Below are 16,232 nucleotides of genomic sequence, written 5' to 3' on the forward strand. Positions count from 1 at the left end.
TTAGTCATTGGGGGCGTTCTTAAACGACTAGTCGCTGGCGACGTCCCTCGCCGTCGGCGGATTTTGGGACATGTGGCCCGCTTTTTGGGCCCGCCTGTCGGTACACTAAAAGCACTATGGGTACCCGCGAGCGACATATCGGCCACGCGACCGCCCGATCCGCGCCCGTGGCGGATCTTAGGGGCGGCAGGCTCTTCGCCATGCCGCGATTCCTTGTTGGCATATCGCATGGCGTGTATCGCCACCGCGTCTTTGTTATCGCCGGCGCCATTACCGCGCTGTTCCTTATGCTTTTGGCAGTCTTGCCGGCACTGTTTGCCTCCGACCCCAAGCTTTCCAACACCGTGCCCGCCTATAGCGAGGTGTCCGAAGAGGTCGTGGATGCGCTCGTCCACTCGAGCTCTCTCCCGCTGCTTGTCGCCGCAATTGCATTTTCAATCTGGGGTGTGTTGGCGTACCTACGCTGCTTGGACTACGTCTTGCGCCGCCGCCTTGTTGCCATCGCCGCCATTTGTGCCCTGTGGATGATCGAGGTCATCCTCAAATATAAGTCGTTCACGCCGTTCTATGCCACCGTGCTGTGGTACCTGTACTACGTGCCCATGACGCTCATTCCGCTGATCTACCAGCTGTGCGGTCTGCGCCTCGCGGGTTTGGAACAGCATCGTATGGGGCGTCGGTACCGCACCGTTTTGTGGGTCATGGCTGTCCTGCTTATCGGCTTTGTGCTTACTAACGATGTTCATCAGCAGGTCTTCCATTTCGATCGATCGAGTGGAACCTGGAGCAACGATTACACATATGGTTGGGGCTACGGTACCGTTCTGGTATGGACAGCCTTTAACTTCGTTGCCTTTTTTATCCTGGTGGGCCGGTCCTCGTCCTTTCGCATCCAGCGTTTCTCGGGCACGGCGGCGCTCGTACTGCTGGGTGGCGCATTCTTTGCCATCTCGTATGCTCTGCGCGTGCCCTGGGCATGGAGGCTCAACTTTTCGCTCGTCTATTGCGTCCTGTGCGTGGTGGCGATGGAAATCTGTCTCGATTGCGGTGTCATTCCGTCATATCACGACATTGCTGGCATCTTCGATACCTTGCCGCTCGACCTCAAAGTTCTAACGCGCGACCTGCAGGAAGTCTATGCCACACCGGTGTCAAAGCCAATGCCGGCGGGCGTGTGCGAAGAGCTGCGGGCCCAGGAACACGGGCATGCCCATGCCTTTGCCGTGGCGTCCGATCCCGATGTAATGTACCGTGCCTTTCCACTGCTGGGCGGATCGGCCCTGCTTGCCCAGGACGTCTCGGAGCTCAACGAGCTCAATCGCGAGCTGGCGCATCGTCGCATGGAGCTGCAGCGCCAAAACGAGCTGCTCGCCGCCGACTACGACCTTAAGACGCATCTGGCAGATCAAGAGGCCGAGACCTTGCTGGTCCAAGACGTGGACCAGGCGCTTGCCCGCGCGTTCGAAGAGATGTACGACCTGTTGAGCTCGCTGCCGCCGTTGACCGATGAGGCATCTTCGCACGAGCGTTACCGCATGCTGCAGCGCGCCAAGATGCTCGTCGCCTATTGCAAACGCAAGGGGTCGCTCACGTTGGCACAGCACGGGGAGAGCGGTTTTGACCGCGACCGCATTCAGCTCATCGCCAACGAGCTCGCAAGTGACCTGCGCACCATCGATGTCGATTGCGCCTCGATTATCGCCATACGGCGCCCGATGCACGCCAGTACGGTAAGCACCCTGTACGACTGCGTGTATGACTTTGCGTTTTTTGCCTACACCACCGACCATCCGGCGCTTATGTATCACTTGGGCGACCATGACCGGTGCAGTGTCGAGCTGCGCGCCACGCTTTTTTCCAACGATGATGAAGATCTTTCGCAGACGCCCGCTGCGCAAGAGCTCGAAAGCGCTCTGCAAGGGCGCAACGTGGCATACCGCCTTGAGGGCGAGCCCGGCCAGCTGCGCATGATCGTCTTGATGCCGAGGGCGGGTGAGTGACGATGCAGATTTCGTTCATCCTTCCCCAAATCGTTGCGCTCGATGTTGTCTTTGCCCTGGCTGCGTGTCTGCAGATGATCCACGTCCCGCTCATCGCATCGCGCCGCTCGTCCTATAACTGTAAGGTGATTTGCGCCTACGAGACGAGCCTTGTGCTTCACCTGATGATTTCGGCGCTCATCTTATTCGCGTCGTCTGGCTCGTATCTGGTGGCGCCGCTTGACGTTTGCGCCAGGGCAATGGGCGGAGTGCTGTGGCTCAATGCCGCGATCTTTGCCTATGGCGTGGTCCTCATGGTGCACTATCGTCGCCCTGTCATGCTGGCCGAGCTGCTGCTTGTTGGCGCCGTGACACCGCCGGTGGTTTTTGCCATGGGCTCGGTGTGGGCCGTTGTCCTTATCGCAGAGGGAGCGTTCTTCCTGTTCCGTTCCGTCGCGGCGCTCTTGATGGACGTCCGTAGCCGCCAAGAGGATATCACCGCGTTCTCGACGATTGAAACCATCAACGTGATTCCCGTGGGCATCCTGTATCTGGACTCGAGGGGCCGTCCACTGCTCATGAACCGCTGCATGCGCAAAAACCTGGTGGAGCTTCATATGCCCACCGACCTAGGCGATATGAGCGGTACATGGAACGACCTGCGCAAGCTCAGCATGCAAATGCCCGAAAGCAGCCAGAGCCGCGTGCGCATCAATTTGGACCGCTTTGGTGAGGCGCGCGTTGTGGTCGAGGTTTCTCCCGCCGAGATTCGCTTGTTTGTGCACGATGACGTTATGGTTTCTGGCCGCCTCTTCGAGCGCATTATCGGTTTGGATGTAACAGAGTACGCGCATGCTCACGATCGTTTGGCGCAAGCCAACCACCTGCTTGAGCTTGCGGGCCAAGAGCTCCAGGCCCAGATCGAAGAAGTCAAAAAAGTTGCCGACAATGCGGCCTATCTGCGCATGCGCGCCCGCGTTCACGATGTGATCGGCCAGCGCCTATCAATCCTTCATCGCTATTTGGAGGAGGGGCGCTTGGACGACGAGTCGCTCGAGCAGATCGACCCGCTGCTGCGCTCAATCGCTGCCGATCTGCGCAGCGGGGGCGACACCGAACCGGCAGAGCAACTGGGCGATATCGTCCATGCTTTTGGCCTGGTGAGCGTGCAGATCGATGTTGAGGGTGCGCTGCCTGAGGACGCGCGTGTCGCCGCCGCCTTTTCGCAGATTATCCGCGAGGCCTCGACCAACGCCACCAAGCATGCGCAGGCGCATCGGGTCCATGTGCGCTTGTGGCAGGAGGGGTCGGATGGCGGTGCCATTGCCCACATGACGGTATCAAATGACGGCGCGCCTGCTCCCGTATCGTATCGCGAGGGAACGGGTATTCCTGGTATGAGGCGTGTCGCGCAAAATCTGGGCGGCAGCCTGGAGGTCCATGCCGCCCCGCCCTTTACGCTTGCGGTGTCCATTCCGCTGAACTCCAACGCAACGGTCCAAAGGAGAAGCTCATGATTCGTATCCTTATCGTCGAAGACCAGGCCATCCTGCGCGAGAGCCTCGCGCGCTCCGTTGGGGACCAGCCCGACATGACCGTTGTTGCCGCCATCGCCGATGCCTCAGATGCCTTGGACGTCGCGCTCAAGGAGCATCCGGACATGATTTTGATGGACGTGTGCACCGAGCACGATTCCAACGGCATCGTGGCGGCGGCGCGCATCAAAGAGCAGCTGCCCGAGTGCCGCGTCATTATCATGACGGGCATGCCCGAGATTACGTTTGTGGATCAGGCGCGCGAGGCAGGCGTCGACAGCTTTGTGTACAAGAACGTCGGCATCGATGAGCTCTTTGCCGTGATGCGCTCCACGCTGGCGGGCTATTGCACGTTTCCCAAGCCGCCCGAAAGCATCTTTTCGGGCACGGCGGCGCTCGACGACGTTGAGTTGTCGATTTTGCGCCTTGCCTGCGAAGGCAAGAGCCGTCGCGAGACCGCGGCCGAGTTGTTTATGAGCGAGGGCACCATCAAGCGCCGCATCTCGGAGATTCTCAACAAGACCGGCTACGACAACATCATGCGCCTGGCCGTGCACGCGGTAACGGAGGGCAGCATTGTTCCCAACATGGAGCGCTAACGCTCGGTACGCATCGGCATAAAAGCGACGGGGCCGCAGGATTAACTCCTGCGGCCCCGTCTGGTGTGCGCGGATGTGTCCGCCAATCCGCGGCTGATGTTACATGCCGTTACGCGATGGTTGCGCTGTAGGAGGCGACGTCCTCGTAGGAATCGGTCAGGTAGGCGTCGATGCCGATGGTCGTGTTGACCAGGTCGTCGAGGCTATCGAGCTCGCCGCTCGAGAACGTGAATTCCTCGGTGGCGTTGGTGCCGGGCATCAGGTGAGCCGAGAACCAGGGTTCCTTCATGGTGCCGTTGACGTTGGTCTTACCGCTGGGAGCGTAGAAGGTCAGGTCCTTGTCGCTCTTGTTGGTGATGTTGATGACAAAGCCGATGTCGCCCCAGTCGTCCTTGAACTTCTCGGTGATGGTGATGGTGCACAGATCGTCATCGGCGACGGTGACGGCGGGGGAGATTTCGACGCTCTGGACGTCGTCGTCTTCGACGGCCTCATCGATCTCATCTTCCTTTTCGGCAGCCTCGCGATCCTTCTTCACCGTGCCGGACAGATCCTTGTCGGACTTGGTGAAGATGAGTTTGTCATCGTCCATCTTGAGGACGAGTTTGCCGTCCTCGAGCTTCATGTCCTGCGACTCACCTTCGGCGGTGATGGTTGCGGTGGTGGCGTCCTTAGCCTCCCATTTCAGGTCGATAACCTCAAGGAACAGGTCGAGGTTGCCTGTGCCGTCCTCATCGAGGATCAGGATGGCGCGGAGGCCCCACTCCTCGAGCATATCCATGTACTCATCGGTCAGCTCTTCGCCCTCCAGGGTTCCTCCCGAGAGCTCCCAACTGCCGACGAAGTTGGCCTTGGGATCCTTGCCGCCGCCACCGCTGCAGCCCGTCAGGGCAAAGGCGAGCGCCAGGACGCATGTCAGGAATGCGAGTACGGACTTTTTGAACGTTGTCTTCATGGTGTCCTCCTTAATCGAACGAAACCCATAGAAGCAGGAGCGGGGGCGGCGGATCCCCCGCCAATTACCAGATAGAGGGGCTAGGGCCTGGGCGTTCCGCAGTTGCTGCAGAACTTGCCGCCGTTTTCGCTACCGCAGTTGGGGCAGAACCACTTGGCCGGTGTCGGGGCAGGTGCGGGGCTGCCGCACTCGGGGCAGAACTTGCCGGTGTTGGTGGCGCCGCAGCTGCAGGTCCACGTGCCGGCCGCAGGCGCGGCGGCGGGAGCCGGTGCCGGGGCGGGGGCAGGTGCCGGTTGCGGTGCGGCCTGTTGCTGCGCCTGGCCGGCGGCGAACAGCTGGCTGGCGTTCATGCCACCCATGCCGCCTGCCATGCCCATGCCCATAAAGCCGGCCATCGCGCCGTTGGGGTTGGCCGCTGCCGCGCGCATCGCGTCGCTCTGGGCGCTGGCGATATTGGCTGCCGCCATCGTGGGGTCGCGCATGACCGCGGCCTTTTGCAGGTCCTTGATCATCTGCTCGTCTTCTTGCGAGGCGGCGATGGAGTTGACGCCAAAGCTCACGATCTCGACGCCGCGCAGGTCGCGCCAGTCGGCGGAGAGGACCTCGTTGAGCGCACGGGCGAGCTCGGTGGTGTGCCCGGGGATGGCGCTGTAGCGGATGCCCATCTCCGAGATCTTGGCAAAGGCGGGCTGTAGGGCGGTGAGCAGCTCGGACTTAAGCTGGCTGTCGATCTTGTCGCGCGTGTAGCTATCGGTCACGTTGCCGCACACATTGGTGTAGAACAGCAGAGGGTTGGTGATGCGGTACGAATATTCGCCGTTGCAGCGCACGGAGATGTCGACGTCCAGGCCAATATTGTTGTCGACCACGCGGAAGGGCACGGGCGAGGCGGTGCCGTACTTGTTGCCGATGATCTCCTTGGTGTTGATGAAGTAGACGCGCTGGTCCTTGCCCGCGTCGCCGCCAAAGGTAAAGCGGCTACCGATATTGGCGAAGGTCTCCTTGATGGAGTCGCCCAGGTTGCCGCTAAAGACGCTCGGCTCGCTGCCGGTGTCGAAGACGAACTCGCCGGGCTCCAGCGCGACTTCGATGATCTTGCCGTTTTGCACCACGAGCATGCCTTGTCCGTCGTTGACGGCGATGACCGAGCCGTTGGAGATGACGTTGTCCTCGCCGCGCGTGTTGGAGCTGCGGCCACCGGTACGTTTGCTGCCCTTGCAGGCCAAGACGTCAGCAGGCATCGATTCGCAGTAGATAAATTCCTTCCACTGGTCGGCCATGACGCCGCCGGCAGCTCCCAATCCAGCTTTCAAGAGTCCCATGGTGATCTTCCTTTCTCGTCAAAGGCCGGGTGGTATTGGTTGGATTGCTTAGTCGTCCTTGTCGTCTTTCATGACAACGGTGGTCTCGGTGTGGCTGAAGGTGTCGTGTTTCTCGGTCAGGTCGAGCTCGCCACAATACTCATCGGCACAGGTTGCTTCGTTGGCCGTCTTGAGCTGGCCTACCAGTAGCACGTCTCCGATAATCACGATGATCAGCGGCGCGATGATATTGATGAGGATGCCCTCGATATCAAAGGTGAGGTAATCCGGATCGAAGGCGTATTCCCCCATAAAGAGAATCTGGGAGAGGATAAATCCGATCATAAAGAACAGCACCGAGGCGATGACGAGCTTGGGCTTGGAGCAGGGGAGCTCGCCGACCAAGCGGCCGGTCTGGCCGTTCATGGCAAACAGGTAGCTCTTGCCGTTCCACGAGGTGGAGAGCATCCAGACGGGGAACAGGGCGTAGTCGCTGTCTTCCCAGGTGTAGTCGAGCTGCTTGCTTTCGACCGTGGCATCGTCGTATTCGTCGACGACGGTCTCGCGCAGGGCCGAGATTGTGCTTTCTTCCATACGGCGCTCGGCGCGCGCCTTGCAGGTCTCGCAGTCCTCGTCGTAACGGTTGGCGATGTAGCCGGGCATATATGCGACCGAGAACGGACGCAGTGCGTCGTAGTCAAACGGCTCGATGGCGTCCATGTGGCCGTCGGGCATCTTGGATGATCCGTCGACGGGCACGCGCTTAAACGAGATATTGCCCTTGCGATAGGCATCGTAGTGGTCGGTGGTCGTGACGGTGCGGTCGGATTCCTCGGTCACGGTCTCGTTGGTCGCGTCAAAGTACACTTCGCCGTCAACGCGGGCGCCGTAGAGCCAAAACGGCACGTAGACACCTTGGACCTCGTCGATGTGGTTGCCGGTGACAAAGCTCTTGGGCAGCAAGATCTTGCCCTTGTAGTGTTCCTTGAGTGCGGCCGTGACGTCATCGCGCCCGAGCTTAAACGGAATCACCAGGTCGGGCGAGAAGTCGCCAGAGAGCTGGCCGGGCGCCACGGCGGAGTTGCCGCAGTACGGGCAGGTGGTGACGGCGACGGTGCCGTCGGACACGAGCTCGGCGCCGCACGACGAGCAGATGTAGCCGGCGTTTTGGGCGAGTTCCTGCACCGCGTCGTCGGCGACGGGCTTGGGCGTTGCGGCTGCTGCATCGGCTTTGGCATCTGCCTTGTCCTGGCGCTCGCGATAGAGGGCCTCGACTTCTTCGACTTCAAAACGAGAATCGCAGTAGTCGCAGACGAGCTTTTGCTCGGCACTGGCAAAGTGAAGGGGGCCGCCACACGCGGGGCATTGATAGTTGATGCTCTCAAAGGCCATGATCGGTCCTTTCGCTGCCGGAGGCTATGCGCCGATGGCGCCGCCGCAGTATTCGCAGCGCCCGCTGGCATCGGGAATGGTGGTGGCTCCGCAGAAGGGGCAGGTCACCGCGGTCTTGGGGGCTTTGGCGGCCACGACGCTGTCGCGCGTCTCCTGGCGCAGCTGCACCAGCGCATCGCGGACTTCGGTTGCCTGGCGCTTGGCCTCGCGATATTCGATGGAGCCGCGCTGATCGATGGTGGAGTCGTTCACGCGCAGGTTGATCTCGGTAAAGTACGGCGTGTTGACGTGGATGGTCAGATTAAAGTCGTAATCCAGGTCGTAGCGCGGCGGGTTGTAGCTCTCGCGCTCGCCGTCCTTGGTCTCGCGATAGATCTCGGTGCGGTGCTCGTCGATATCCATATCGCAGCCGAGTACCTGCGAGAACTCGATGATGTCGGGATTGGCATCGCGCCAGCGGCTCTGCGAAGTGATGATCAGCAGGCCCGCGTCCTCATCGAGCATAATATTGGTGCGCCCGGCCGAGAGTGTGCGCGTGGGGTTGAACGACGCCAGGCGTTCGGCATTGGCCTCGCGGTAGGCGAGTTGCTCGCGGATATCGTCCGCGGTGCTGGAACGATAACCGTCAAAGAAGGGGGAGAGCTTGCCGACGCACTCTTTGCACAGGTAGCCTTCGTTGATCTTGGTCTTACCTAGAAGTCCCAGCTCGGTACCGCAAATCGCGCACTCTTTCTTCTCGAACATCTTGTCAAAGAAGCCCATGGCTGCCTCCCATCAACAGGTAGCGTGTGTCACTTTTGATGATGGGCGAGTATGCAGCCTTTCACGATACCCAAGCGGCTCAAGAAGTCTCCACAACTGGGACACAAGGCCCATTTTGGGAAGTCATCGGGGACGTTCTTAAACGACTAGTCGCCGGGGACACTCTTTGCCAGTTGGCACTTGGGGACGTTCCTTTCTGCCGGCACCTGGGGACACTCCTTGTGGGGGGGGGCTCTTCTCGAGAGACAGGTTGGTTATGGCCTCACCCGCTGTCGGAAATTCGATCAACGCTTTCTAAAAAATGTTCAATAGAGGTCAATTCCAATTGAGATTATGTTGAAATATATAAATACTCAATTGGAATTTTGCAGTTATCCCAGTTAAAATAGGAAAAGGGAGGCAAGTTATGCTCAAGCGTAAAATAATCGAGAAAATTGAAAGCTGGAAACAGACTAAAACCGGGCAGGGACTGCTTATTACCGGTGCTCGACAAGTTGGCAAAACAAGCGCTGTCGAGCAGTTCGCCCGTGACAACTATAGAAGCTTCCTGAAAATCGACTTCGTGGAGAGACCCGACGCGGTCGAGCTCATAGGGGAGGCAAGGAGCCTCGATGACCTCATTGTGAGAATCACCGCACTGGCTTCATCGCCCATCGCTTCGGATACAAAGACGCTTCTGTTTTTTGATGAGGTGCAGCGTTGCGGAGACGCCATCACCTGGATGCGCTATCTTGCGCAAGACGATCGTTTCGATGTCATTTACTCCGGCTCTATGCTCGGGATTGAGGCGTTCCATTTTCGGTCGTTGCCGGTAGGTACTATCGATATCCTCGAGATGTTTCCCATGGATTTCGAGGAATTCTCCTGGGCTCTGGGAGTCGACGAATCATTATGGGATGTCGTTCGTGCCTGTTATCGCAAACGGGAACAAGTGCCTCCGTTTATTCATGAACGGTTGATCGAGACGTATTATCGGTATGTCCTTGTGGGTGGCATGCCTGAGGCCGTTCAGCTGTTCGTCTCAACTCATGATACACAGGCGATGCGCGCTCGTCAGCAGGGCATTCTCGAAGCATATCGCGCAGATATCGCACGGTACGCCGAAGCCCCCGCGCATGCTCAACGGATCAGGACGATCTACGATGCCATGCCCGCGCAGCTCAATAAAGAGAACAAGCGCTTTCTCGTTACCGGGATAGACAAGCGGAAACGATTTTTGGATTTGCAGCCTGATTTTGACTGGCTTGTTAATGCGGGCGTTGCGATCCCGGTTAAGAGGGTGAGCGAGCCCGTGTTCCCCTTGGGTCTCTCGCGGGAAGACAGTTTTTTCAAGTTCTACCTGAGCGATGTGGGGCTGCTGTTCTCTACTTTTTCTCCCGCTGATGTCGAGGCCATTGTTGCGCAGCGGGAATCGATCAACTTTGGGCAGGCTTTTGAGAATGCGGTCGCCCAGGAGCTGCGCGCATGCGGCTACTCTTCGTTGTTCTACTTTAACGCGGCCAAGGTTGGAGAAGTCGATTTTATTATCGAGGATAAGCGGAGCCCCGTCGTTTTGCCTATCGAGGTCAAATCGGGTAGGTACAGCACAAAGCACGTTGCCCTCGATCGCCTGATGAGCGTTGAAAACTATGGATTGGCTCGGGCGGTCGTGCTTCACCGGGACAACGTGGTGGATGGAAAGGCGATATTGTATTTGCCCCTATATATGGCGGGTCTGCTAAAAGAAATGCCATAGATGAAGGGTTGAGAGCTCTAGGGTAGTCATTGGGGACGTTCTTAAACGACTGGTCGCCGGGGACACTCTTTGCCGAGCAAGCAGTCCACGTCGTGCTCCTTCTGGGACAGACGGCTCAAAAACGCTGCACGCCGTGGACTACTGGGGTCAAATTCGCGGCATTTCGAGCTTGGCTTCGTTATCGGGACTGATTCTTTATTAAAATTGAAATTCAAACAGTTGAGCGGCGGGGGGGGGGGATATTCATGAGAGGCATGGGAGACACAGCCGCATACCTGCGTCGGGGCATTCGGGAGATTATATGCCTAGCGCTGTTCTATTTTACGTATTTGGCTGGCGAGTATCTTTTTGACGTGCGCGTTGCCGAGTTTGTGCCGCCGAGCGAGGTCGTTGTCTACGAGAGCTTCATCGTCGGCGCGAGCGCAATCGGCTTTCTTGTGCGTCCCCTTCTGTACTACCGCCGTCCCCGTGCGATCGATACGACAAGCGACATCGCGGGCGTGTTGCTGGCATCGGCGTTGCTGCTGTTGATGATGGCGGCTCAATTTGAGATGCTCATTGTCGGCGGTTTGCTGACGTTCTGCACGCTGGGCTACTGCGGGTCGACCGCCCACGCCAACTTTGCGCGACGCTTTGCGCGTACGCCGTATTTGGCGCGCGTGTTGGCGCTTTCGTATGCTTTGGGCGTTCTGCTGCAGGTGTTCAACCATATGGTGATGCCTGCGGGGATTCCGCAGCAGTTTGTTCTTGTTGCCTGTGCGGTTGCGCAGGTGGTACTGCTCCACAACGTCCGTCGCGCCAAGCTACACGGTGGGCCTGAGGTTGGGCGCGAGTCCGATATCGCCGAGCTTTCGGTGGATGCGTCGGAATTTGGCGCCAAGTGGCAAGACGATTCTGAATCAACGGCGGCTTTTCGGCGCGCCGTGGTGCGTCTGACGGTCGCAACCGCCTGCCTTACCGGTGTGTTTGCCGCCCTCAATGCAGGGCTCACGACCTCGCACGCCGCCGGGGCCATCGACTTGGGCGATTGGCCGCGCTTGCTGATGGGCGTGAGCGCACTGGTCGCCGGCGCCCTATTTGACCTGCACGGTCGTTCGTATATGAACATCACCATGACTTGCACTGCCATGCTGTCCACACTTTCGTTCTTTGTCTTGCTCGTCGACGGCAATGGCGGCAATGCGCTTGCTGCCATGATGATTTTCTATCTGGGTTCGGGCTTCTTCGTAGTGTTTTTCACGACGAAATTTGCTGCCATTTCGGTTTACGCGCACTGGTTGTATCTGTGGCCGTGCATGGGTCGTGTCATCAACGTCGTTTGCGCGACGCTCGTGACGGCGCCGGCGGTGGCGATTGTTTCGAGCCAGAGCGTGCTGCTGGCGGTGGGTGCGGTGCTCGTGCTGTTTGTGGGCATTGCGATTTCGCTGCTGGGGCAGTCTGGGCATCGGGGCGATGACGCTGCGGTGCACGACGAGCTGGCGTTTGCTGCCGATGATCTTGGCGCGGACCTCGTGTCTGCTCAGAGCGAGCCCGCCTTCGCGGAGGTGCCGGAACTCATGCTCGACGAACGTCTCCATGCCTTTGTCGCCGCCCTTGAGCTTACAGAGCGCGAGCGCGATATTTTGGAGGCCTTGGTCGCATCGCACGAGAGCGTTCAGGATATCGCTGCAACGCTCTTCCTTTCGCGCTCTACGCTCTACCGTCATATCGCCTCAATCAACAAAAAGACCGGTGCCGCCTCGCGCGTGGCCCTTATTAACTTCTTCTGGTCTTGGACACCAAATGACTAGTTAATTTGGGACGGGGCTTTTTTAGCTGTTTTGGGCCGCTGCGACTGGCGGGGGCGGATCGCGGCGGCCCAGGCATTCTTGACGATGGTGCTGGCAACGCTACAGCAGCTCGCCGTGGCGGGCGATGTAGCGGCGCTTGGCCAGCTGGGTGAGCGCGATGTAGGAGCCGACGATGCCGATGAGCAGCGCGAAGAAGCTCGTTGGCAGCGGCATGAGCCCCAGTGCATCGGCGATGGGGCTTGCCGGCAGCCAGGTGACGAGCGCCAGGCCCAGCACGGTGAGCACGCACAGCGCGGGGGCGGCGTGGTCGCGCGGGCTTGGCAGACGCGGGGAGCGCAGCATGTGGATCACGAGCGTCTGCGACCACATGGACTCGACAAACCAACCGCTCTGGAAGAGCGCCGCAAAGGCCGCCATGCCTGCGACGTCGTCCGCGGCGGCAAGCTCTGCCCAGCTCGCGTCCACGGCGGCGGGGCATACCACAAAGAAGAGCGCGGCAAAGGTCACGATGTCAAACAGCGAGCTCACAGGGCCCAGCTCGAGCATAAAGTCCTTGATGGACGCAGCGTCCCAGGCGCGTGGACGGGCAGTCCAGGCGTCGTCGACGGTGTCCCACGGCAGCGCGATGCATACGATCTCGTAGACCAGCGACAGCAGCACCAGCTGCAGGGCGCTCATGGGCAAGAACGGCAGGAACAGGCTCGCGACGGTCACGGACAGCACGTTGCCAAAGTTGGAGCTCACCGTGGTCTTGAGGTACTTGAGCAGGTTGCCGTAGGTGCGACGGCCTTCGATGGCGCCGCGCTCGAGCACGCCCAGATCCTTCTGAAGCAAGATGATATCGGCGGATTCCTTGGCGATGTCGACGGCGGAATCGACCGAGATACCGCAGTCGCTCGCGCGCATGGCGGCGGCGTCGTTAATGCCGTCACCCATAAAGCCCACGGTGTGACCGAGCAGCTCGCGCATGACGCGCACCAGGCGCGCCTTCTGCAGCGGCGAGAGTTTGGCAAAGAGATGAGTTTTCTCAGCGCGCTCGGCAAGCTCGGCGTCGTCGAGCGCATCGATCTCGGAGCCCAGCAAGACGTTACTCGCGTCGATGCCGATCTGCTCGCAGACGGTGGCGGCCACGCGGTCGTTGTCGCCGGTTAAGACCTTGACCGCCACGCCCTTGGCCTCGAGGGTGGCGACGGCGCCGGCGGCACTTGCCTTGGGCGGATCGAGGAAGGCCAAAAAGCCCATCAGCACCATGTCGCACTCGTCGGCGATGCCAAACTCACCCACGCAGCGCGGATTGGTCTTTTGCGCCACGGCGATCACGCGCAGGCCCTCGGCATTGAGTTCGGCGACTTGCTTGCGAATCTGGGCGAGCTTATTTTCGCTGAGCGGCTGGGCGACACAGTCAACCTCGACAAAGGAGCAAATCTCGAGCATTTCCTCGGCAGCTCCCTTGGTAACCATCTGGGTTTTGCCCTGGGCGTCGGCGACGACTACGCTCAGGCGACGGCGTGAGAAATCGAAGGGCACCTCGTCGACCTTGGTATAGCGGTCGCGCAGGCTCTGGCCCAGCGTGGAGTCGGGCGCGACAGTCGAGGGCGTCACGTCGGCACGGTCGATGACGGCCAGGTCGATAAGGTTTTTGAGGCCGGTCTGGAAGAAGCTGTTCAAAAACGCATGGCGCAGCACGCGTGCGTCCTCGTTGCCGTCAGTGTTGAGATAGCGCTCGAGCACGATGCGGTCTTCGGTGAGGGTGCCGGTCTTGTCACAGCACAGGACGTCCATGGCACCGAGGTTTTGGATCGCCGGCAGCTCCTTGACGATAACCTGGCGGCGGGCGAGGTCCTTGGCGCCCTGCGACAGGCTCGTGGTCACGATGACGGGAAGCATCTGCGGCGTGATGCCCACGGCCACGCTCGTGGCGAACAGCAGCGCGTCGATGACGCTGCCCTTGGTGGCGGCGTTGATGGCAAAGACGGCCGGCGCCATAACGAGCATAAGGCGTACGAGCAGCATGGAGACGCTCGAGACGCCGCGGTCAAACGCGCTCTTCTCGCCGCGCCCGTTGAGCATCTTGGCGATGCCGCCCAGGTAGGTGTCCGAGCCGGTGGCAACGACAAGTGCTATAGCGGTGCCGTTTTGCACGGAGGTGCCGGTAAAGACGATGTTTTTGCAGGCAGAGAGCGGCAGCGCGGGGCTGCCGGCACCCTCGGCGACGGTGATGGCAGCGGTCTTTTCGACGGCCTCGCTCTCGCCGGTGAGTGCGGACTCGATCACAAACAGGTCGCGCGCGGTGATGATGCGGGCATCGGCCGGCACCATATCGCCGGCAGAGAGACGGATTACATCGCCGGGGACGAGATCGTCAAAGGGGATCTCGATACGCTCGCCGTCGCGCAGGGCACAGCAGGTGTTGGAGACCAGGTCCTTGAGGGCCTCGGCCGCATTGCCGCTGCGAGCCTCCTGGATAAACTTCATGCTGCCCGATACCAGCAGCATGATGCCGATGACGATGACCGTGGAGGGATCGCGCTGGGGCTCGGGTACGGCGAGCACGTCGATGTAGAGCGAGACCAGCGCGAGCGCGGCGAGGATGCCGGCGAAGGGATCGATGAACGCGTCGGCGATGCGGCGGGCGAGCGTCTTGGTCGGCGCCTCGATGGTGTTGGGGCCGGCGGCGTCCAGGCGCTCGGCGGCGTGCTCGGCAGTGAGTCCGTCGGCCGTGGCGTCAAGCAGCACGAGGGCGTCCTCGGCGCTATGGGTGGCGGCGAATATGGTGTTCTTGGACAGGCCGGTGTGAGCGGCGGGGCGCGCCGTGCGGCGGCGCTTGGAGATAGCTTCGAGTACCGTGGCGGTTTTGAGCATCAGCATAGGGTCCTCCTTGTTGAAGGGAGTTAGCGTACGTGTCGTATTGAGTTGCAAAAAACCTAGATGTCGCTCACGTCAAGCTCGCGAACCACCACAAAGGGGACAGGCACCTTTGTGGTGGTTTTGACGATCGGATAGTGGCGTTTATGCGTGTGCGGAGTCCTTGCGGCGTGCCGAGGGCGACATGCAGGTTTTTCGACTATGACTGCCTTCCATGGCACACCTCCTTAAGGCCGGGCGCAATGCGCTTCAGGCATTTCGTGCCCGTTTCAATCCGCCCGTATTTTTGATGAGGGGGTTTGCCGTGTCAACCCCATTGTTCGGAAAACCATTGCCCCTGACAAAGCCTTTACAGAATGCCGTGGCCTCAAAGCGCACCCGCATCGACGCCCTGCCTGCGCTAAACTGGAAGGCACGTACGCGATTACGAGAGGAGCCCGCATGGAGGCTTACAAGCAAGAGTTCATCAAGTTCATGGTCGAGTCCGACGTTCTTAAGTTCGGCAACTTTACGCTCAAGAGCGGCCGCCAGTCCCCGTTCTTTATGAACGCCGGCGCTTATGTGACGGGCTATCAGCTCAAGAAGCTGGGCGAGTATTACGCCCAGGCCATCCACGATAACTTTGGCGACGACTTTGATGTCCTGTTTGGGCCCGCCTACAAGGGTATTCCGCTGGCCGTCGTGACCGCGATTGCCTACCACGAGCTGTACGGCAAGGAGGTCAAGTACTGCTGCGACCGCAAGGAGGCCAAGGACCACGGTGCCGACAAGGGTAACCTGCTGGGCTACGAGCCCCAGGATGGCGACCGCGTGATCATGGTCGAGGACGTCACCACCAGCGGTAAGTCCATCGACGAGACCTATCCCAAGGTCAAGGCTGCTGCCGATGTCGAGATCAAGGGCCTCATCGTGTCCCTCAACCGCATGGAGGTCGGCAAGGGCGGCGTGACCACCGCGCAGAAGGAGATCGAGGCCAAGTACGGCTTCCCCGTCGCGAGCATCGTCTCCATGGCCGAGGTCGTCGAGACCCTCTACAACCACGAGATTGACGGCAAGGTCGTCATCGATGACGAGCTCAAGACCGCCATCGACGCCTACTACGAGCAGTACGGAGTCCGGGAGTAGGTGGTTACGCGGTTCTACGAACCGCGTAACAGCTCGACGCTGCGCGGGCCGCATTTGGACAATCTGACGTTCAACTTCAAGGGCGCGACCAGAAGGTCAGCGCCCTTTCGTTTCACGTCACCTTGTCTCAAATGCGACCCGCTCGCTCATATGACCCAATCCGCTGTCAAGAGCCACAATGGCCCCGCCGACCG

At 60.0% G+C, this 16,232-nt stretch carries 11 protein-coding genes; 6 read left to right on the plus strand and 5 right to left on the minus strand.

The features are described 5' to 3' along the window. Positions 1-200 precede the first annotated feature (200 nt). The 3 genes from I2G43_RS07635 to I2G43_RS07645 are packed head-to-tail and all read left to right on the plus strand — an operon-like array spanning position 201 to position 4,113. Positions 201-2,000 (plus strand): histidine kinase N-terminal 7TM domain-containing protein, encoded by a 1,800-nt coding sequence (locus I2G43_RS07635; RefSeq protein WP_195535701.1) that lies wholly within the window; start codon positions 201-203, stop codon positions 1,998-2,000. A 2-nt stretch (positions 2,001-2,002) separates the two neighbouring features. Further along, entirely contained in the window at positions 2,003-3,496 is a 1,494-nt protein-coding gene (locus tag I2G43_RS07640; RefSeq protein WP_324249520.1) for a sensor histidine kinase, read from the plus strand. Next, positions 3,493-4,113: a response regulator transcription factor gene (locus I2G43_RS07645; RefSeq protein WP_195535703.1), complete on the plus strand. Its 621-nt coding sequence runs from the start codon at positions 3,493-3,495 to the stop codon at positions 4,111-4,113. The genes I2G43_RS07640 and I2G43_RS07645 overlap by 4 nt, the downstream gene beginning before the upstream one ends. 109 nt (positions 4,114-4,222) lie before the next feature. On the opposite strand, the gene I2G43_RS07650 is transcribed toward I2G43_RS07645, so the two are convergent. The 4 genes from I2G43_RS07650 to I2G43_RS07665 form a co-directional block, all read right to left on the minus strand. Then, the gene (locus I2G43_RS07650; protein ID WP_195535704.1) at positions 4,223-5,068 is read right to left on the minus strand and encodes a hypothetical protein; all 846 of its coding nucleotides are present in this window, start codon (positions 5,066-5,068) and stop codon (positions 4,223-4,225) included. An 80-nt stretch (positions 5,069-5,148) separates the two neighbouring features. Next, complete coding sequence (locus I2G43_RS07655) at positions 5,149-6,390, minus strand: SPFH domain-containing protein (RefSeq protein ID WP_195535705.1); 1,242 nt, start codon at positions 6,388-6,390, stop codon at positions 5,149-5,151. Between the two features lie 48 nt (positions 6,391-6,438). Continuing rightward, positions 6,439-7,761, minus strand: coding sequence for a hypothetical protein (locus I2G43_RS07660; RefSeq protein ID WP_195535706.1), 1,323 nt, complete (start codon positions 7,759-7,761; stop codon positions 6,439-6,441). A 24-nt stretch (positions 7,762-7,785) separates the two neighbouring features. After that, on the minus strand, positions 7,786-8,523 hold the full coding sequence (locus tag I2G43_RS07665) for a DUF4428 domain-containing protein (protein ID WP_195535707.1): 738 nt from the start codon (positions 8,521-8,523) through the stop codon (positions 7,786-7,788). A 406-nt stretch (positions 8,524-8,929) separates the two neighbouring features. Between I2G43_RS07665 and I2G43_RS07670 the strand changes: the two genes are divergently transcribed. Together I2G43_RS07670 and I2G43_RS07675 are read left to right on the plus strand one after the other, a co-directional pair. Then, positions 8,930-10,258 carry an ATP-binding protein gene (locus I2G43_RS07670; protein ID WP_195535708.1) on the plus strand — a complete coding sequence of 443 codons (1,329 nt, stop codon included), beginning with the start codon at positions 8,930-8,932 and terminating at the stop codon, positions 10,256-10,258. Between the two features lie 245 nt (positions 10,259-10,503). Further along, positions 10,504-12,048 carry a helix-turn-helix transcriptional regulator gene (locus tag I2G43_RS07675; RefSeq protein WP_195535709.1) on the plus strand — a complete coding sequence of 515 codons (1,545 nt, stop codon included), beginning with the start codon at positions 10,504-10,506 and terminating at the stop codon, positions 12,046-12,048. A 99-nt stretch (positions 12,049-12,147) separates the two neighbouring features. Here the strand turns inward: I2G43_RS07675 and mgtA are convergent, their stop codons facing one another. Next, positions 12,148-14,916: a magnesium-translocating P-type ATPase gene (mgtA, locus tag I2G43_RS07680; protein ID WP_195535710.1), complete on the minus strand. Its 2,769-nt coding sequence runs from the start codon at positions 14,914-14,916 to the stop codon at positions 12,148-12,150. 438 nt (positions 14,917-15,354) lie between these two features. On the opposite strand from mgtA, the gene pyrE reads away from it, so the two are divergent. Next, positions 15,355-16,038 (plus strand): orotate phosphoribosyltransferase, encoded by a 684-nt coding sequence (gene pyrE, locus I2G43_RS07685; RefSeq protein ID WP_195535711.1) that lies wholly within the window; start codon positions 15,355-15,357, stop codon positions 16,036-16,038. Positions 16,039-16,232: the final 194 nt, after the last annotated feature.

Origin of the sequence: Collinsella aerofaciens (assembly GCF_015557435.1) — a bacterium.
Lineage (GTDB): Bacteria > Actinomycetota > Coriobacteriia > Coriobacteriales > Coriobacteriaceae > Collinsella > Collinsella aerofaciens_Z.